This is a genomic window from Streptomyces sp. NPDC048584 (assembly GCF_043199595.1).
GTDB lineage: Bacteria > Actinomycetota > Actinomycetes > Streptomycetales > Streptomycetaceae > Streptomyces > Streptomyces edwardsiae.
Map to the genome: position 1 here is coordinate 80,247 of NZ_JBICWF010000020.1, position 15,520 is coordinate 95,766.

A 15,520-nucleotide genomic window follows, 5' to 3' on the forward strand; every position below is an offset into this window, starting at 1 on the left:
TGACACTGAAGAACGTGCGCACTGCCAGAGCGACGGCCGCTGCCGTCACCGCCGTGATAGGCGCCGGCGCCGCCGCCGTGGCCGCCGGCCGCCTCGCCAGCGACGCCGCCCTCAGAACACCCTCGGACGGCCCCCTCCCCGGCGACCCCAGGCTCACCGTCCACGCCACCGCCGCAGGCCGCATCGCCCTCACCCGCGACCTCGCCGCCCTCCGCCCCGGCCGCCACGGCCTGACCGGCGACGACTTCCACGCGGTCGTGGGCCCCGTACTGGCCGGCCCCCCGGACTCCGCGGACACCGTCGTACGCCGCCTCGAACACGTCACCCGCGGCACCCCGGAACCCGGCGACCGCGCCTGGCTCACCCCGAACCTGTACGTCGGCGACCCGGGCAGCGCCCTCGGCCTGGACCACACCGCCCTCGACCTCCCGGGCGAACTCGGCCCGCTGCCCGCATGGTTCGTGCCGGGCGCCCGCGACACCTGGGTGATCGCCGTCCACGGCCTCGGCACCACGCGGGAACACACCATGAACGTCATGGAGTTCCTGCACCGCCACCGCTTCCCGGTGCTCGCGCCCGCCTACCGGGGCGACCCCGGCGCACCGCGCTCCCCGGACGGTCTCCACCACCTGGGCGAGACCGAATGGCGCGATCTCGACGCGGCGCTCCACCACGCCGTGGACGCCGGCGCCCGGCAGGTCGTCCTGTACGGCTGGTCCACCGGCGCGACCATGGCGCTGCGCGCCGCCGCCCGCTCCGAGGTCCGCGCCCGCGTCGCCGGCCTCGTCCTGGACTCCCCGGTGCTCAACTGGGAGGCGACCCTGCGCGCCCTCGCCTCGGCCCGGCACACCCCCGGCGTGCTGCTGCCGCTCGCGGTCCGCGCCGCCCAGGGACGCACGGGCCTGTACGGCGACCGCAGGCCCGGCGCCGTCCATCTGGACCGGATCTCGGTACCCACCCAGATCTTCCACGGCCCCGACGACCGGGTGGCACCCTGGAGGTTCTCCCGGCGCCTCGCCGCCGGCCATCCCCACACCATCACCCTGCACACCGTCAGGGGCGCCCCGCACGCCGCGATGTGGAACGCCGACCCGCACGCCTACGAGGAGGCACTGCGGCGCTTCCTCACCCCCCTGATGTGACCGCGGCGAGCACGGGCCGGGCAGCCGGTGCGGAGGATTCCGTTTGGCGCCGTGCCACTGGCCCAAATCCCTCCCTCCGACGGCATCCGGGACCGGGGCGCACCCTGCCCGGTGGGCCCCGTCGGCATTCCGTTTGGGTTTTCGGACCGTCACCCGCGAGACTGCACCCGTGACGTCCCGTATCCCGCGCGACTCCAGGCTTCGAATCGTCCGCCCCCGACCCCTGGCCGCCGCCCCCACAGCGATCAACCAGCGGCGCTCACGCCGCCCCGCGCCCCGACCTCCGGAGGGCACGCCGGCACCGGCGGAGCTGGCCAGAATGGCGCGCTCCGGACTGGCGGCCGCGGCCCGCGTCGCCCGCTGGGCCGACACCGCCCTCGGCCCCGGCGGGGACAGCGCCACCGCCGACGGCAAGGCCACCCTCTCCGACGCGACCGCCGAACGTGCGGCACTCGCTCTGGGCCTGACCCCCGCTCAGGTCCGCGCCGACTGGGACACCGCCCGCCTGGCCGGTCTCATCGAGGTGCACGGCGACAGCGCCCGGCCGGGCTGGCGGCTGCGCGCCTGGAACCGCGACGACAGCGCCGTGCTGCGCGGCTGGGTCGCCCTCTGCGACGCGTGGTCGCTGGCCTACCCGGAACCCGAGGAGTACGAGGCCGCGGCCGTCGCCGAGGTCGTCACGGCCATGCCGCAGGTCCTCTCCTTCCTCCAGCTCTCGGCCGGCCCGGTCCCCGTACCCCAGCTCCTCGACCTCCTCGGGCAGCGCGTCACCGAACTCCGCACGGAACGCTGCGAAGTCGACTACACCCCGCACCCCGAAGCACCCGGCCCCGGCGCAGGGCACCCCGCGGCACCCGAAGCCGGTGCGCCGCGGCAGCGCGCCGCCGCGCCCGGCAACGGCACCGCGACCCCGGCTTCGCAGTCCGAGGCGGCCGGGCCCGAGGTGTCCGAATCGGAGGCAGGGCTCCGACCCGACGTGCCGGTTCAGCGGGCCCGGCCCGCCGAACCGCCGGTCACCGACGCCCCGCTCGACGCGCTGCTCGACTGGGCCCTGCGCGCCCTCGCCTCCGTGGGGGCCCTCACCTACGGCGACGGACAGGCCACGCTCACCCCGCTCGGCAGCTGGGCGGTGTGGGTCAAGCTGGAGCAGATCTGCGTCGCCGCGCAGAGCCCGGCCGGGAACATCGAGCAGGGCGCCGAGGACATGCTGCGCGGCTGCGGCCGGCTCCGCCCCAACGCGGCCCGCGCCGAATACCGCGCCTGGCTCGCCGCACGGCCCGTCGGCAGCGCCGTCACGGAGCTGATCGGCGCCGCCCGCGGCGAGGACGCCCTGCTGCGCGGGCTCGCCTTCGAGGCCCTGCGCGTCGTCGGAGCCCCCGCCGAACCCGAGGTCCGTGCCGTGCTCGACGAGCCGACGCTACGGCCGTACGCCCTCCTGTGGCTCGCGGAACACGACGGCGCCGACCCCGAGGACGCCCACGGGATCCTCACCCGCGAGGAGGCCACCTGGCTGTGGGTGGACACCGCGGCCGCCGTCGCCGACCACGGTGAGGCCCCGCTGCTGGTCCGCCACCTGGAGTCCGCGGTCCAGCCGACCGTCCCCGCGCTGCTCACCGAGGTACGCGCCGTCGGTCACCCGCGCACCGTGCAGGTCCTGGTCGCCCTCGCCGCCGCCCACCCCGACCCGGCCCTGGCCAAGGCGGTCCGCCGGGCCGCCTTCCAGGTGCACACCGGCGGCTGACCGGGGCCCGGCGCCCGCTTCAGGCCCCCGTCTCCGTCTCCGGGGCGTAGGTGCCGAAGCTCCAGACGTTGCCCTCGAGGTCGCGGGCCATGTAGTCCCGCGACCCGTAGTCCTGGTCCGTCGGGGGCATCAGGATCTCCGCCCCCTGCTCCACCGCCCGCCGGTGGTGTGCGTCGGCGTCGTCCACGACCACGTACACCCCGGCGGGGCCCGCACCCCTCATCGCCGCGTCGAACGCCCCGCCGCGGCCCTTGGTGCCCAGCATCACCACACCGTCGCCGTGCACCAGCTCGGCGTGCATCACCGTGCCGTCCTCGCCCTCGTACACCGACCGCTCCATGAAGCCGAACGCCTCCGTGAGCTGCCGGATCGCCCCCTTCGCGTCCGCGTACAACAACGTCGGGACGACGCTCGGACGTCCGCCGGCCGTACCTGCCATGGCGATCACTTCCCTGTGTCTCGCACACACCGATTGTCCGGATGTGGCCCAGTGTGGCACCGGCCACCGACAACCGCCGGGCGCTCCCGTACGGGGCCCATAGGCAGAAAAAAGCGCTTGCACGGCCCCGTTAGAATGGCTCCCATGGCCATTCTCCTCGCGCATTAGACGGCGGGAACGTCCTCAGCCGCCCACCGCCACCCCATACCTGCCCAGGAGTCTGTCCGTGATCTCCGCCTCCGGCATCGAGCTGCGCGCCGGTGCCCGTGTCCTCATCGAGAGCGCCACCTTCCGCATCGCCAAGGGCGACCGCATCGGCCTCGTCGGCCGTAACGGCGCAGGCAAGACCACCCTCACCAAGGTCCTCGCCGGCCAGGGCATCCCCGCCGGCGGCACCGTCACCCGCTCCGGCGAGGTCGGCTACCTGCCCCAGGACCCCCGCACCGGCGACCTCGACGTGCTCGCCCGCGACCGCATCCTCTCCGCGCGCGGTCTCGACCTGCTGCTCCGCAAGATGCGCGAGAACGAGCAGCGGATCGCCAATGGCCAGGGCGCCACGCGCGAGAAGGCGCTCAAGCAGTACGAGCGTCAGGAGACCGAGTTCCTCACCAAGGGCGGCTACGCCGCCGAGGCCGAGGCCGCCACCATCGCCGCCGCGCTGAACCTGCCCGACCGGGTGCTCGGCCAGCCCCTGCACACCCTCTCCGGCGGTCAGCGCCGTCGCGTCGAGCTCGCCCGCATCCTGTTCTCCGACGCCGACACCCTGCTCCTCGACGAGCCGACGAACCACCTCGACGCCGACTCGATCGTCTGGCTGCGCGACTACCTCAAGACCTACCGCGGCGGCTTCATCGTGATCTCCCACGACGTCGACCTGGTCGAGACGGTCGTCAACAAGGTGTTCTACCTGGACGCCAACCGCGCCCAGATCGACGTCTACAACATGGGCTGGAAGCTCTACCAGCAGCAGCGCGAGGCCGACGAGAAGCGCCGCAAGCGCGAGCGGCAGAACGCCGAGAAGAAGGCGTCCGCGCTGCACTCGCAGGCCGACAAGATGCGTGCCAAGGCCACCAAGACCGTCGCCGCGCAGAACATGGCCCGCAGGGCGGACAAGCTGCTGGCCGGCCTGGAGGCCGAGCGGAAGTCCGACAAGGTCGCCAAGCTGCGCTTCCCCGAGCCGTCCCCGTGCGGCAAGACCCCGCTCATGGCGGAGGGGCTGTCGAAGTCCTACGGCTCCCTGGAGATCTTCACCGACGTCGACCTGGCCATCGACAAGGGCTCCCGAGTCGTCATCCTCGGCCTCAACGGCGCGGGCAAGACCACCCTGCTCCGCCTCCTCGGCGGCGCGGAGAAACCCGACACCGGCCAGGTCATCGAGGGCCACGGCCTCAAGCTCGGCTACTACGCGCAGGAGCACGAGACCCTCGACCCGGAGCGCACGGTCCTGGAGAACATGCGCTCCGCCGCCCCCGACCTGGACCTCGTCGACGTCCGCAAGACGCTCGGCTCGTTCCTGTTCTCCGGCGACGACGTGGACAAGCCCGCCGGTGTCCTCTCCGGCGGCGAGAAGACGCGGCTGGCGCTGGCGACCCTCGTGGTCTCCTCCGCCAACGTGCTGCTCCTCGACGAGCCCACCAACAACCTCGACCCGGCCAGCCGCGAGGAGATCCTCGGCGCGCTGCGCACGTACAAGGGCGCCGTCGTCCTCGTCACCCACGACGAGGGCGCCGTCGAGGCGCTCCAGCCGGAGCGGATCATCCTGCTGCCGGACGGCGTCGAGGACCTGTGGGGCGCCGACTACGCGGACCTGGTGGCCCTCGCCTGAGGGACGTCGGCGTGGGTTGATCGAAGGCGTGATCCACTGCGTATGGATCATTCGGCCCATCGGTGATCCATCATTCGTGTGAGATCTCCTCATCCCGAGGTGTGTCCTACACGGAAAGAGCGGCCGAGCTCCCGGCGAACCGGGGCTCGGCCGTCGCGCGTCTGTGACCAGGCACTTCACGGAAGAACCCGATCGGAGGTACCGCGCGCGCACCTCGGAATCTCTCATTCCGTATGTGGGGACGCGCTCCCGTCGTCACAACCTTGTCTCATCGACCTTGCCGAATGGGTGGCCATGAGGGCCGGGAGGGGTGATCATGAGGAGACCAGAGCGCACTTCCCATGAGGAGGCACGGGTGGCCGAGACTCTGAAGAAGGGCAGCCGGGTGACCGGCGCCGCGCGCGACAAGCTCGCGGCAGACCTGAAGAAGAAGTACGACGCCGGTGCGAGCATCCGGGCCTTGGCCGAGGAGACCGGCCGCTCGTATGGCTTTGTGCACCGCATGCTCAGCGAGTCGGGCGTCACGCTGCGAGGGCGTGGCGGGGCGACGCGGGGCAAGAAGGCCCCTTCGACCTGACCCCGGGCGCGCCACTGTTCCGATGGTGGCCACCCGGTCGGCCGGATGACCGACCGGGTGGTTACTGTGCAGTCACTTGACTGACCGCACCCATCGGAGGCGCCCCATGGCTTTGTCCGCCCAGGACCTCGGTCCGGTACTCGACAAGGACGGCGTACGGCTCACCGTCGACGACGCGATCGCCACGGTGACGCTGACCAACCCGGCCAAGCGCAACGCGCAGAGCCCCGCTCTGTGGCGGGCGCTGACCGAGGCGGGTCGGCTGCTGCCCGGCTCCGTCCGGGTCGTGGTGCTGCGCGGGGAGGGCAAGTCCTTCTCCGCCGGACTCGACCGGCAGATGTTCACGCCCGAGGGAATCGAGGGCGAGCCCTCGTTCATCGACCTGGCGCGCCGCGACGACGCCGCGCTGGACGCGACCATCGCCGCATACCAGGAGGCGTTCACCTGGTGGCGGCGCAGCGACATCGTGTCCATCGCGGCCGTCCAGGGGCATGCCATCGGGGCGGGCTTCCAACTGGCCCTCGCCTGTGACCTGCGCGTCGTCGCGGACGACGTGCAGTTCGCGATGCGTGAGACCAGCCTGGGCCTCGTCCCCGACCTGGCCGGCACCCACCCTCTGGTCGCCCTCGTCGGTTACGCCCGCGCCCTGGAGATCTGCGCGACCGGCCGCTTCGTCACGGCGGAGGAGTCGGTGGCGACCGGCCTGGCCAACGTGGCGGTCCCGGCCTCGGATCTGGACGCGGCGACGCAGGATCTGGCGGCGGCCCTCCTTTCGGCCCCCCGCGACGCGGTGATCGAGACCAAGGCCCTGCTTCGGTCCGCGACCACTCAGCCCTACGACACCCAGCGAGCCGCCGAACGAGCCGCCCAGTCCCGCCGCCTGCGAGACCTGGCCAACCTCGACGACTGACCCCGCCACGGCCCCCTGCCGCGCGGCCGCGTGCGGCCGAGCCGCGTAGCCGGCCGCGGTCGGCCGCGCCGCCGCAGCCCGCGCCGCTGCGGGCGGCTCTGCCGCGTAGCTGCGGGCAGTCGTGCCGCTGGGGCGGCACGGGTGGGCGCAGCGGCACCCCCTCCAGCGGGGCGAGCGCTTACTCACCCCCGTCCAGCAGCCACCCGGGGTGACGGCTGAGCGGGGGGAGTCGCGCGGCCCGGCACTGGCGGGGTGCCGTCGCGCCCACCCGTGCCGCCCTGCGGCACGCCTGCCCGCGGAGGGGCGTGTAGTGCGGCACGCCTGCCCGCGGACGGGCGGAGTGTGGGGTGTGGCGCGCCTGCGTGCGGAACGTGCTCCCTGGAAGCGGTCACCCCTGGCCACGTTCAGTCGATCGTCGTGACCAGTACGGCCACCGTCGCCCCGCCGGCGACCACGGACGCCACCACCCCCCGAACCTCCCGCGCCACATCCAGCGGCCGCGCCCCCGCCCCCACCGCAAGATCCACCCGCACATGGCGCCGAGGCAACGCGGCGGCACCGCCCTCTCCCGACTCCTCGGTGATATGAACCGCGCGCCCCAACACCCCCGTCAGCCGGCTCACCCCCGACACCCCCAGCACCGCCGCCCCCACCCGCCCCACCTCGGACTCACCGGAGACCACCGGCCCACCGGCCGACTCACGCACCCCCGGCTCCACAACCGGCTCCGCGTCCAGCAACTCCGTCACCCGCAGATCCACCTCCACGACAGCCAGCCCCACCCCCTCCACCGCCGCTTCCCCCAGCACCTCCCGCAGCACCGACGAGGTCTCCGGCAACGGCCGCCCCCCGGTCGCCGCGAACTCGACGACCAGCCGCAACGCCCCCACCCCCAACGCCCCCACCGGCGGCGGCACGACCGGCTGTTCCCCCACCCCCTCCGGATCGACCAGCCCCACCCGCACACCATCCACCCGCACCCCCGGCACCCCCCGCGCAACCGCCCGCCGCAGCACCGCCCCCACCGCCCGCTCCGTGATCCACGCGCCGTCCCGCGCTCCACCCAGGGGCACGATCCTGCCGAGCCCCACCTGCTCCCGCACCACCCGGGTCCACCGATCCGCCGTCATGCCACCAGACTGCCGCATCTCGGGCGCGAGACCGGGCCACCGCGCATACGGTGGTTGAAGGAGGATGACCGAAGGGACGTACGGCGATGACCGATATGACAGAGGGCGGCTCGGTACGGGCCCCCGACCCGGAGAAGAACCTCTCGGACACCGGCCCCCGCAAGGGCCAGGGAGCCCGGCGCGGCGGCGGCGATGCCGCGACCCGTGGCCGTACCACCATCGCCGACGGCGTCGTGGAGAAGATCGCCGGACTGGCCGCACGGGACGTGCTCGGCGTACACACCATGGGCAGCGGCCTGTCCCGCACCTTCGGCGCCGTACGGGACAGGGTGCCAGGCGGCTCGAAGTCCGCGACGCGCGGCGTGAAGGCCGAGGTCGGCGAGGTGCAGACCGCGCTCGACCTGGAGATCGTCGTCGACTACGGCGTCTCCATCGCCGACGTCGCCAGGGACGTACGGGAGAACGTCATCGCGGCGGTCGAGCGGATGACCGGACTCGAGGTGGTCGAGGTCAATATCGCGGTGAGCGATGTGAAGCTGCCCGAGGAGGAGGACGAGGAACCGGAGACCCGCCTTCAGTGAGTCTCGGTGAGCGGAGGAGCGCACCATGAACATGGCCGTCGTCGGCATGATCGCCGGTATGGCGTTGGGCTTCGCCGGATACTTCGGCGGATTCGGGGCATTTCTGCTGGTGGCGGCGTTGGGTGCCGTCGGTTTCGTCGCCGGGCGGTTCCTCGAGGGGGACCTGGAGCTCGGCGACTTCTTCCGGCGCCGTGACGAACGGCGGCGGTGACGGCATTGGGCACGATCGCGGAGCCCCGCCGGGGACCGGACGCCGTCGCGCCGGGCGAGCGCGGGGCGACCAGGATCGCCGACCGGGTGATCGCGAAGATCGCCTCGCAGGCGGCCCGCGAGGCGGCCGGCCCCCTCCCGCCGGACGCCGCGCCACCGCACGCGACCGTGATCGTCAGCCAGGAGGCGGCCCGGGTCCGGGTGCACATCGAACTGGACTACCCCGGCGACATCGGCGGCCGCTGCGCGCGGGTGCGGCGCCGGGTGGTCGACCGGGTACGCGATCTGGCGGGCATGCATGTGCCGGAGGTCGTCGTCCTGGTGGAACGGCTGCATATGGCGGCGGCCCGGGGGAGGACATGATGAGCGAACCCCGGCGCTTCTGGTCCTCGCGCGCGGTCCCCGCGGGCCTGGTCGCCCTGCTGATCCTGCTGATCGCGGGCGCCTTCCTGTACGACGTCGTCGCCGTACGGGCCCACCGTACGGGACTGAGCTGGCGCCGGGACCTGGCGCGGCAGCTCGGCGAACGGCCCCTGGACGACCCCTGGGTACTGACCGGAGCCGGAGTCGCCGCCGCGCTCGGACTCTGGCTGCTGCTGATCGCGATGACACCCGGCCTGCGCGCCCTGCTGCCGATGCGCCCCACCGACCCCGACGTCCGGGCGGGACTGCACCGGGACGCCGCCGCGACGGTGCTGCGCGACCGGGCCCTGGACGTGGCCGGTGTGCGGTCGGTTCGGGTCAGGATGAAACGCGCCCGCGTGCATGTCGACGCGGTGTCGCACTTTCGTGAACTCGACGACGTACGGGCCGACTTGACCGGGGTGCTCGACGACGCGGTGAAGGGGCTGGGTCTGACCCGGCCGCCCTCGCTGTCGCTGCGCGTACGGCGGCCCGGCCGGAAGGGGCGGTAGAGGTGCTCAGAGCCGTCAACCGGGTGCTGCTCGGAATCGTGGGGCTGGTGCTGGTCGCCCTCGGCGGGTCGATGCTGGCGATCGGACTGGGGGCGCCGGCGCCGTCCTGGTGGCTGCACGACGGACGCGACGACGTGCTGTTGAACGAGGCCGAGCGGACCCGGTGGCGGGACGAGGGCTGGTGGTGGCCGGTGGTCATCGCGGTGCTCGCCGTCCTGGTCCTGCTCTCCTTGTGGTGGCTGGTCGCGGTACTGCGTCGGCGACGGCTCACGGAGGTGGTGATCGACACGGGCGACGACGAGGAGGCGTCACTGCGCGGCCGTGCGCTGGAACAGGCCCTGGCCGAGGAGGCAGGTCAGCTGGACGGGGTGGAACAGGCCCATGTCGTTCTGACGGGCCGCCGAGGCACCCCGAGAGCCCGCATCCTCCTGCTCCTCCACCCCCGCGTCGACCCGTCGACAGCCCTGACCACCCTCACCGAGGGCCCCCTGACCCACGCCCGAACCTCCGCGGGCCTCCCCGCCCTCCCCACGGAAACCCACCTGAAAACCCAAAAACACCCCCCAGAACGAGTCACCTAACCCGACTGCCGCCCGTCCGCGGGCAGTCGTGCCTCCCCCAGTGCCTTAAGGGCCTGGGAGGTACCCCCAGGGCGGCACGGGTGGGCGCGACGGCACCTCGCCGGCGCCGGGCTGCGCGACTCCCCCCGCTCAGCCACCACACCGGGGCGCGGCCCGACTCCGCCGCACGGGTGGGCGCGACGGCACCCCGCCGGCGCCGGGCCGCGCGACTCCCCCCGCTCAGCCACCACACCGGTACAGCCCCCGCACCCCCGTCAGAACCCGTGCCGCACGCCCCCGTCCACCGGCACCATCACCCCCGTCAGATAGGACCCCGCCGGCGACAGCAAAAACGCCGCCGCCCGCCCGAATTCCCCCGGCGTCCCATACCGCCGCAACGGAATCCGTGACTCCGCAGCCCGCCGAGTAGCCTCCGGATCCGCCGACAACGCGTCCAGCTCCCGCACCCGGTCCGTGTCGATCCGCCCCGGCAGCAGCCCCACCACGCGAATCCCCCGCGGCCCCAACTCGTCCGCCAGCGACTTCGCGAACCCGGCCAGCCCCGGCCGCAGGCCGTTGGAGATCGTCAACCCCGGAATCGGCTCATGCACCGACCCCGACAGCACGAACCCGATCACCCCGCCCTCACCCAGCTCCGCCGCGGCCGCCCGCGCCATCCGCACCGCACCGAGGAACACCGACTCGAACGCCGTCTGCCACTGCTCGTCCGTCGTGTCGGCCACGAACCCCGGCGGCGGCCCGCCCACGCTCACGAGAATGCCGTCGAAACGCCCGAACCGCTCCCGCGCGGTCGCGATCAGCCGTGCCGGCGCCCCGGGGTCCGCGTTGTCGACGGCCACCCCCACCACGTCCGGCCCCAGCGCGGCGGCCGCCTCCGCGACGGACTCCTCCTCCCGCCCGGTGATCACCACCTTCGCGCCGTCCGCGACGAGCTCCCGCGCGGAGGCGTTGCCCAGCCCCCGGGTCGCCCCGGTGACGACGTACACCCGGTCCTTCAGTCCAAGATCCATGGCCCTATCCTGCCTTCTCGTCCCCGAACAGGGCGAGAGCGGTGTTCACCAGCCCGATGTGGCTGAACGCCTGCGGAAAGTTCCCCAGCAGCCGCCCGTCCACCGGGTCGTACTCCTCCGCGAGCAGCCCCACGTCGTTGGCGAGCCCCAGCAGCCGCTCGAACAGCGCGCGCGCCTCCTCCGTCCTCCCGGTCATGTGCAGGGCGTCCGCCAGCCAGAACGAGCACACCAGGAACGTGCCCTCCCCGCCGGGCAGCCCGTCGACCGCCGTCGCCTCCGGTGTGTACCGGCGCAGGAACCCGTTCTGCCCCAGCTCCGCACGGACCGCGTCGATGGTGCCCAGCACCCGCGGATCTTCGGGCGGCAGAAACCCCACCCGGGGGATCAGCAGCAGCGCCGCGTCGAGTTCGCGCGAGCCGTACGATTGCGTGAACGTGTTCCGCGCGGGGTCGTACCCCTTCTCGCACACCTCCCGGTGCACCTCGTCACGCAACTCCCGCCAGCCGTCCAGGTCCCCGTCCAGCCCCGGGTTCTCCTCCAGCGTGCGCACCGCACGGTCGGCGGCCACCCACACCATCACCTTGGAGTGCACGAAGTGGCGCCGGCCGCCGCGCACCTCCCACAGCCCCTCGTCCGGCTGCCGCCACGCCGTACGCAGGAAGTCCATCAGCACCGACTGCAGCGCCCACACGTCCGGCCGCGCCGACAGCCCCGAACTCCGCGCCAGCGAGAGGGAGTCCATGACCTCGCCGTACACATCCAGCTGAAGCTGGTTCACGGCCTCGTTGCCGGTCCGTACGGGTGTGGCGCCGCCGAAACCGGACAGCCACGACAGTTCGAACTCGGGCAGCCGCCGCTCGCCCGCCAGCCCGTACATGATCTGCAGGTCCGCCGGATCGCCCGCCACCGCACGGAGCAGCCAGTCGCGCCAGGCCTCCGCCTCGTCCTGGTACCCGGCGGCCAGCAGCGTGTTCAGGGTCAGGGTGGAATCGCGCAGCCAGCAGAAGCGGTAGTCCCAGTTGCGCACCCCGCCCGGCTCCTCCGGCAGCGAGGTGGTGGGCGCGGCGACGATCCCGCCGGTGGGACGGTAGGTGAGTGCCTTGAGCGTGATCAGCGACCGGACGACGGCGTCCCGGTGCGGGCCCTCGTAACGGCACTGTCCGGCCCACGCGCGCCAGTCCGTGACGCTGTGCCGCAGCGAGGAGTACGGGTCGACCAGCGGGGGCCGCGGCTCGTGGGAGGGGTGCCAGGTGAGCACGAACGCGACCTGCTCGCCCTCGCGTACCGTGAACTCCGAGACGGTGCTCTGGTTCTCGCCCCAGGTCTCCACGTCCGGGACGCTGCGCAGCCACGCCGAGTCCGGCCCGGCCACCGCCACCCGGTGGCCGTCCTCCTTGCGCACCCACGGCACCACGGAGCCGTAGTCGAAGCGCAGCCGCAGCGTGCTGCGCACCCTCACCTCACCCCGTACGCCCTGCACGATCCGCACCACGTCCGGCGCGCGGTGGCGTTGCGGCATCAGGTCGGTGACGCGTACGGCGCCCTCGGGGGTCTCCCACTCGGTGTCCAGGACCAGGGTGTCCTCGCGGTAGGCGCGGCTGACGCAGCGTTCCGCGCCGTCAGGGGCGATCCGCCAGTGCCCGTTGTCCTCGTCCCCGAGCAGCCGGGCGAAGCAGGCCGCCGAGTCGAAGCGGGGCAGGCAGAGCCAGTCGACCGAGCCGTCCGCGCCCACCAGGGCAGCGGTCTGTTCGTCGCCGATGAGCGCGTAGTCCTCGATACGGTGCACGGGGTGCGGGTTCCCGGCAGTCGGGGGCCGCAATCAGGGGTGGAGCCGGGGGAGTGACGGACCGTCGGCCGCCGCGGCACCGTTGCCGGAGAAGATGACACCGGGGTCCGAGGGGGCCTGGTTGAGCACCCACAGGCCGATCAGTGTGGCCAGCGCGAAGACGACGGCGACGAGCACGGCGAGGACGAGCCGCCGCCGGCGTTCCCGGCGCAGCCACTCCCCGCGTGCGGTGCGATAGGCGTCCGGGTCGGGCAGCACCCCGCCGGCCAGCGCCTCCAGCGCGTCGCGCAGTTCCCGTTCGGTGCGGTCCGCGCCCGGCGGACGCGGCGGGGCCGGATCGTGGCCGGTGCGGTCCGGTCCGCTGCCACGCGACGGAGTCGCATCTCGATGCGTCATCGCCGGGCCTCCATCGCCTGGGTCAGCGCGGCGATGCCGCGTGAGGTGTGCGTCTTCACGGAACCACGGGTGATGCCCATCGCGGCGGCGATCTCGCTCTCCTTCAGGCCGAGCCAGTGCCGCAGCACCAGCGCCTCGCGCTGCCGGGCCGGAAGGTGCTGGAGCGCGTCGATCAGCACCCGCTGGTCGTCACGGAGCAGCGCGGTGTTCTCGGCGGACGCCACGGTCTCGTCCGACGGGCCGGGCGGCTGCTCCCGACGGGCCGCCAGACGCGTCCGTACGCGGCTCAGATCACAGACCGTGGAGCGCAGGAACGCCTCCGCCGCGACCACGTCCCTCAGCCGCCGCCATCTGCGGTAGATCTGGTAGTACGCCTCCGCCACCACGTTCTCCGGATCGTCCGCGCCGAGCAGCACGGCGAGCCGCAGCATCGACGAGTAGTGCAGCTCGAAGAGGCGGGCGACACCGGCCTCCCGCTCCAGGCCGGCCGGGTCGAGCGGCTGGGCCGCGACCGGTGGCGGTGAGGGCGCCGGGGCCGGGGACAGGGTGGCCCGAGGATGCTCCTGGCGTCTCACGGGTTGTTCGCTCCCGTCTGTGGACGCCGTCCCACCGGCAGGCGGGACGGCAGGTCGGTGGCGTCGGCGCCGCGCGGCACACCGAGCCGGGCGAGGACGGCGGTGCCGGCCATCGCGACGATCAGATTGAGCAGCAGGGCGGCGACACCGGCGTAGATCTCCAGTGATCCGTCGCCGGTGCCGAGCGGAACGATCGAGGAGAACCCCTCCCGCACCACCAGAAACGTTCCGGCGGCCATGCCCACGGCCCACCCGGCGAGCAGCGCCCGCGGATGCAGCCACCGGGTGTACAGCCCCACCGCCACGGCCGGGAAGATCTGCAGGATCCACACCCCGCCCAGCAGCTGGAGGTTGATGGCGTCCTGGTCGCGCAGCCCGAACACGAACGCCACCGCCCCGACCTTCGCGGTCAGTGACACCGCCTTGGCGACCCGGACCTGCCGTTTCGGAGTGGCCGTCGGATGCACGTACTCGACGTACACGTTCCGTACGAAACTCGTCGCCGCCGCGATCGACATCACCGCCGCCGGCACCAGCGCGCCCACCACGATCGAACCGAACACCAGCCCGGCGAGCGGGCCCGGCATCAGCCGGTCGACGAGCATCGGCACGGCCGCCTCGGCGGTGCCCGCCGGCGCCCGCACCCCGGCCGCCAGGGCCGCGATGCCGAGGAACCCGAACAGCGCGAGCAGCGCCGTCCACGCGGGCAGGCCGGCGGACACCTTGCGCAGAGTGCGCGTCCCGTCGGCGGCGAACCCGGCGGTGAGCACATGCGGATACATCAGCAGGGCCAGCGCGGAGCCGAGCGCCAGCGTGGCGTACGCCGGCTGCTGGCCCGGCGTCAGCAGCAGCGGGGAGTGCGCCGTGTCCGTGCCGCCGAGCGCGCGGGCCGCCCCGTCGAAGACCGCGCCCGGTCCGCCGAAATGCCGCAGCACCAGCCAGCACACGGCGGTGAGCGAGACGAACACCGCCACCGCCTTCAGCGCCGAGATCACCGTGGGCGCCCGCAGCCCGTGCCGGTAGGTGGCCACCGCGAGCCCCGCGAACACCGCCACCATCACCAGGTCGCCCGTCGCCCCGTGGGGATACAGCCCGCCCGCGGTGAGCACCGCGCGGATGCCCAGCAGTTGCAGCGCCAGATACGGCATCGTCGCCAGGATCCCGGTCAGCGCGACCACCAGCGCCAGCGGCGGCGACCCGTACCGGCCGCGCACGAAGTCGGCGACGGTGATGTAGCCGTGCCGCCGCGCGACACTCCACAACCGGCTGAGCAGCACGAACGCCAGCGGGCAGACGATCACCGTGTACGGCACCGCGAAGAAGGCGGGCGCGCCGTTGCCGTACGCCAGACCCGGTACGGCGGTGAAGGTGTACGCCGTGTAGACCGTCCCGCCGAGCAGCAGCCAGGTCCAGCCGGGGCCGAGGCTCCGGTCGGCCAGTGCCCAGCCCTCCAGCGACGGCAGCCGGTCGCTCGGCCGCAGCCGCCGCGCGGTGACGGCGAGCAGCGACGCCCCGCCGATCACGGCGAGGAACGTCGCGGTCATGCCGCCACCGGCCATGCGTCACGTCCTTCGCTGTGCTGTGTCCCGGGGAGCGTCGGGGACGACCGCCGACCGGCTGGGGGCACCCGTCCGGCACGCCGCGTCACTCTCGCACAGACCTCCGTGAACCGGGAGAGGAGCGCAGGTCACAGCACGGACCGG

17 protein-coding genes are annotated in these 15,520 nt (G+C 73.3%); 10 read left to right on the forward strand and 7 right to left on the reverse strand.

Translation table 11 applies throughout. The features are described 5' to 3' along the window. The first annotated feature begins 14 nt into the window (after positions 1-14). Both ACGFR9_RS33050 and ACGFR9_RS33055 read left to right on the forward strand, forming a co-directional pair. Positions 15-1,142 (forward strand): alpha/beta hydrolase, encoded by a 1,128-nt coding sequence (locus tag ACGFR9_RS33050; RefSeq protein WP_393216107.1) that lies wholly within the window; start codon positions 15-17, stop codon positions 1,140-1,142. A gap of 319 nt (positions 1,143-1,461) precedes the next feature. Beyond that, positions 1,462-2,883: a hypothetical protein gene (locus ACGFR9_RS33055; RefSeq protein ID WP_393216110.1), complete on the forward strand. Its 1,422-nt coding sequence runs from the start codon at positions 1,462-1,464 to the stop codon at positions 2,881-2,883. Positions 2,884-2,902: 19 nt separating this feature from the next. On the opposite strand, the gene ACGFR9_RS33060 is transcribed toward ACGFR9_RS33055, so the two are convergent. Next, positions 2,903-3,322 (reverse strand): VOC family protein, encoded by a 420-nt coding sequence (locus ACGFR9_RS33060; RefSeq protein WP_030224358.1) that lies wholly within the window; start codon positions 3,320-3,322, stop codon positions 2,903-2,905. 226 nt (positions 3,323-3,548) lie between these two features. Here ACGFR9_RS33060 and ACGFR9_RS33065 point away from each other — a divergent pair, with 226 nt between their 5' ends. The 3 genes from ACGFR9_RS33065 (at position 3,549) to ACGFR9_RS33075 (ending at position 6,634) form a co-directional block, all read left to right on the forward strand. Further along, a complete protein-coding gene (locus ACGFR9_RS33065; protein ID WP_393216113.1) occupies positions 3,549-5,147 on the forward strand; it encodes an ABC-F family ATP-binding cassette domain-containing protein in 1,599 nt (532 codons plus the stop codon). A gap of 355 nt (positions 5,148-5,502) precedes the next feature. After that, positions 5,503-5,724, forward strand: a complete 222-nt coding sequence (locus ACGFR9_RS33070) for a helix-turn-helix domain-containing protein (RefSeq protein WP_393216116.1) — start codon at positions 5,503-5,505, stop codon at positions 5,722-5,724. 106 nt (positions 5,725-5,830) lie between these two features. After that, the gene (locus ACGFR9_RS33075) at positions 5,831-6,634 is read left to right on the forward strand and encodes an enoyl-CoA hydratase/isomerase family protein (protein ID WP_393216119.1); all 804 of its coding nucleotides are present in this window, start codon (positions 5,831-5,833) and stop codon (positions 6,632-6,634) included. A 404-nt stretch (positions 6,635-7,038) separates the two neighbouring features. Here the strand turns inward: ACGFR9_RS33075 and ACGFR9_RS33080 are convergent, their stop codons facing one another. After that, on the reverse strand, positions 7,039-7,764 hold the full coding sequence (locus ACGFR9_RS33080) for a nucleopolyhedrovirus P10 family protein (protein WP_393216122.1): 726 nt from the start codon (positions 7,762-7,764) through the stop codon (positions 7,039-7,041). 95 nt (positions 7,765-7,859) lie between these two features. On the opposite strand from ACGFR9_RS33080, the gene ACGFR9_RS33085 reads away from it, so the two are divergent. Genes ACGFR9_RS33085 through amaP form a run of 5 tightly spaced genes read left to right on the forward strand, consistent with a single transcriptional unit; the run spans position 7,860 to position 10,050 of the window. Further along, the gene (locus ACGFR9_RS33085; RefSeq protein WP_393216245.1) at positions 7,860-8,345 is read left to right on the forward strand and encodes an Asp23/Gls24 family envelope stress response protein; all 486 of its coding nucleotides are present in this window, start codon (positions 7,860-7,862) and stop codon (positions 8,343-8,345) included. Positions 8,346-8,370: 25 nt separating this feature from the next. Next, a complete protein-coding gene (locus ACGFR9_RS33090; protein ID WP_030224344.1) occupies positions 8,371-8,556 on the forward strand; it encodes a hypothetical protein in 186 nt (61 codons plus the stop codon). After that, entirely contained in the window at positions 8,553-8,918 is a 366-nt protein-coding gene (locus tag ACGFR9_RS33095; protein WP_393216125.1) for a hypothetical protein, read from the forward strand. Before ACGFR9_RS33090 ends, ACGFR9_RS33095 begins: the two co-directional genes overlap by 4 nt. Next, entirely contained in the window at positions 8,915-9,469 is a 555-nt protein-coding gene (locus ACGFR9_RS33100; RefSeq protein WP_393216128.1) for a DUF6286 domain-containing protein, read from the forward strand. Before ACGFR9_RS33095 ends, ACGFR9_RS33100 begins: the two co-directional genes overlap by 4 nt. Before the next feature lie 2 nt (positions 9,470-9,471). Next, positions 9,472-10,050: an alkaline shock response membrane anchor protein AmaP gene (gene amaP, locus ACGFR9_RS33105; RefSeq protein WP_393216131.1), complete on the forward strand. Its 579-nt coding sequence runs from the start codon at positions 9,472-9,474 to the stop codon at positions 10,048-10,050. A gap of 254 nt (positions 10,051-10,304) precedes the next feature. Here amaP and ACGFR9_RS33110 read toward each other — a convergent pair whose 3' ends face one another. From ACGFR9_RS33110 to ACGFR9_RS33130, 5 genes are read right to left on the reverse strand one after another with little or no spacing between them, the layout of a single operon-like run. Further along, entirely contained in the window at positions 10,305-11,060 is a 756-nt protein-coding gene (locus ACGFR9_RS33110) for an SDR family oxidoreductase (protein WP_393216134.1), read from the reverse strand. A 4-nt stretch (positions 11,061-11,064) separates the two neighbouring features. Next, positions 11,065-12,846 (reverse strand): glycoside hydrolase family 15 protein, encoded by a 1,782-nt coding sequence (locus ACGFR9_RS33115; RefSeq protein WP_393216137.1) that lies wholly within the window; start codon positions 12,844-12,846, stop codon positions 11,065-11,067. 33 nt (positions 12,847-12,879) lie between these two features. Further along, entirely contained in the window at positions 12,880-13,242 is a 363-nt protein-coding gene (locus ACGFR9_RS33120; protein ID WP_393216140.1) for a hypothetical protein, read from the reverse strand. Then, positions 13,239-13,817 (reverse strand): sigma-70 family RNA polymerase sigma factor, encoded by a 579-nt coding sequence (locus ACGFR9_RS33125; RefSeq protein ID WP_393216143.1) that lies wholly within the window; start codon positions 13,815-13,817, stop codon positions 13,239-13,241. Before ACGFR9_RS33125 ends, ACGFR9_RS33120 begins: the two co-directional genes overlap by 4 nt. Further along, entirely contained in the window at positions 13,814-15,376 is a 1,563-nt protein-coding gene (locus tag ACGFR9_RS33130; RefSeq protein WP_393216146.1) for a sodium:solute symporter, read from the reverse strand. The genes ACGFR9_RS33125 and ACGFR9_RS33130 overlap by 4 nt, the downstream gene beginning before the upstream one ends. Between the last annotated feature and the right edge of the window lie 144 nt (positions 15,377-15,520).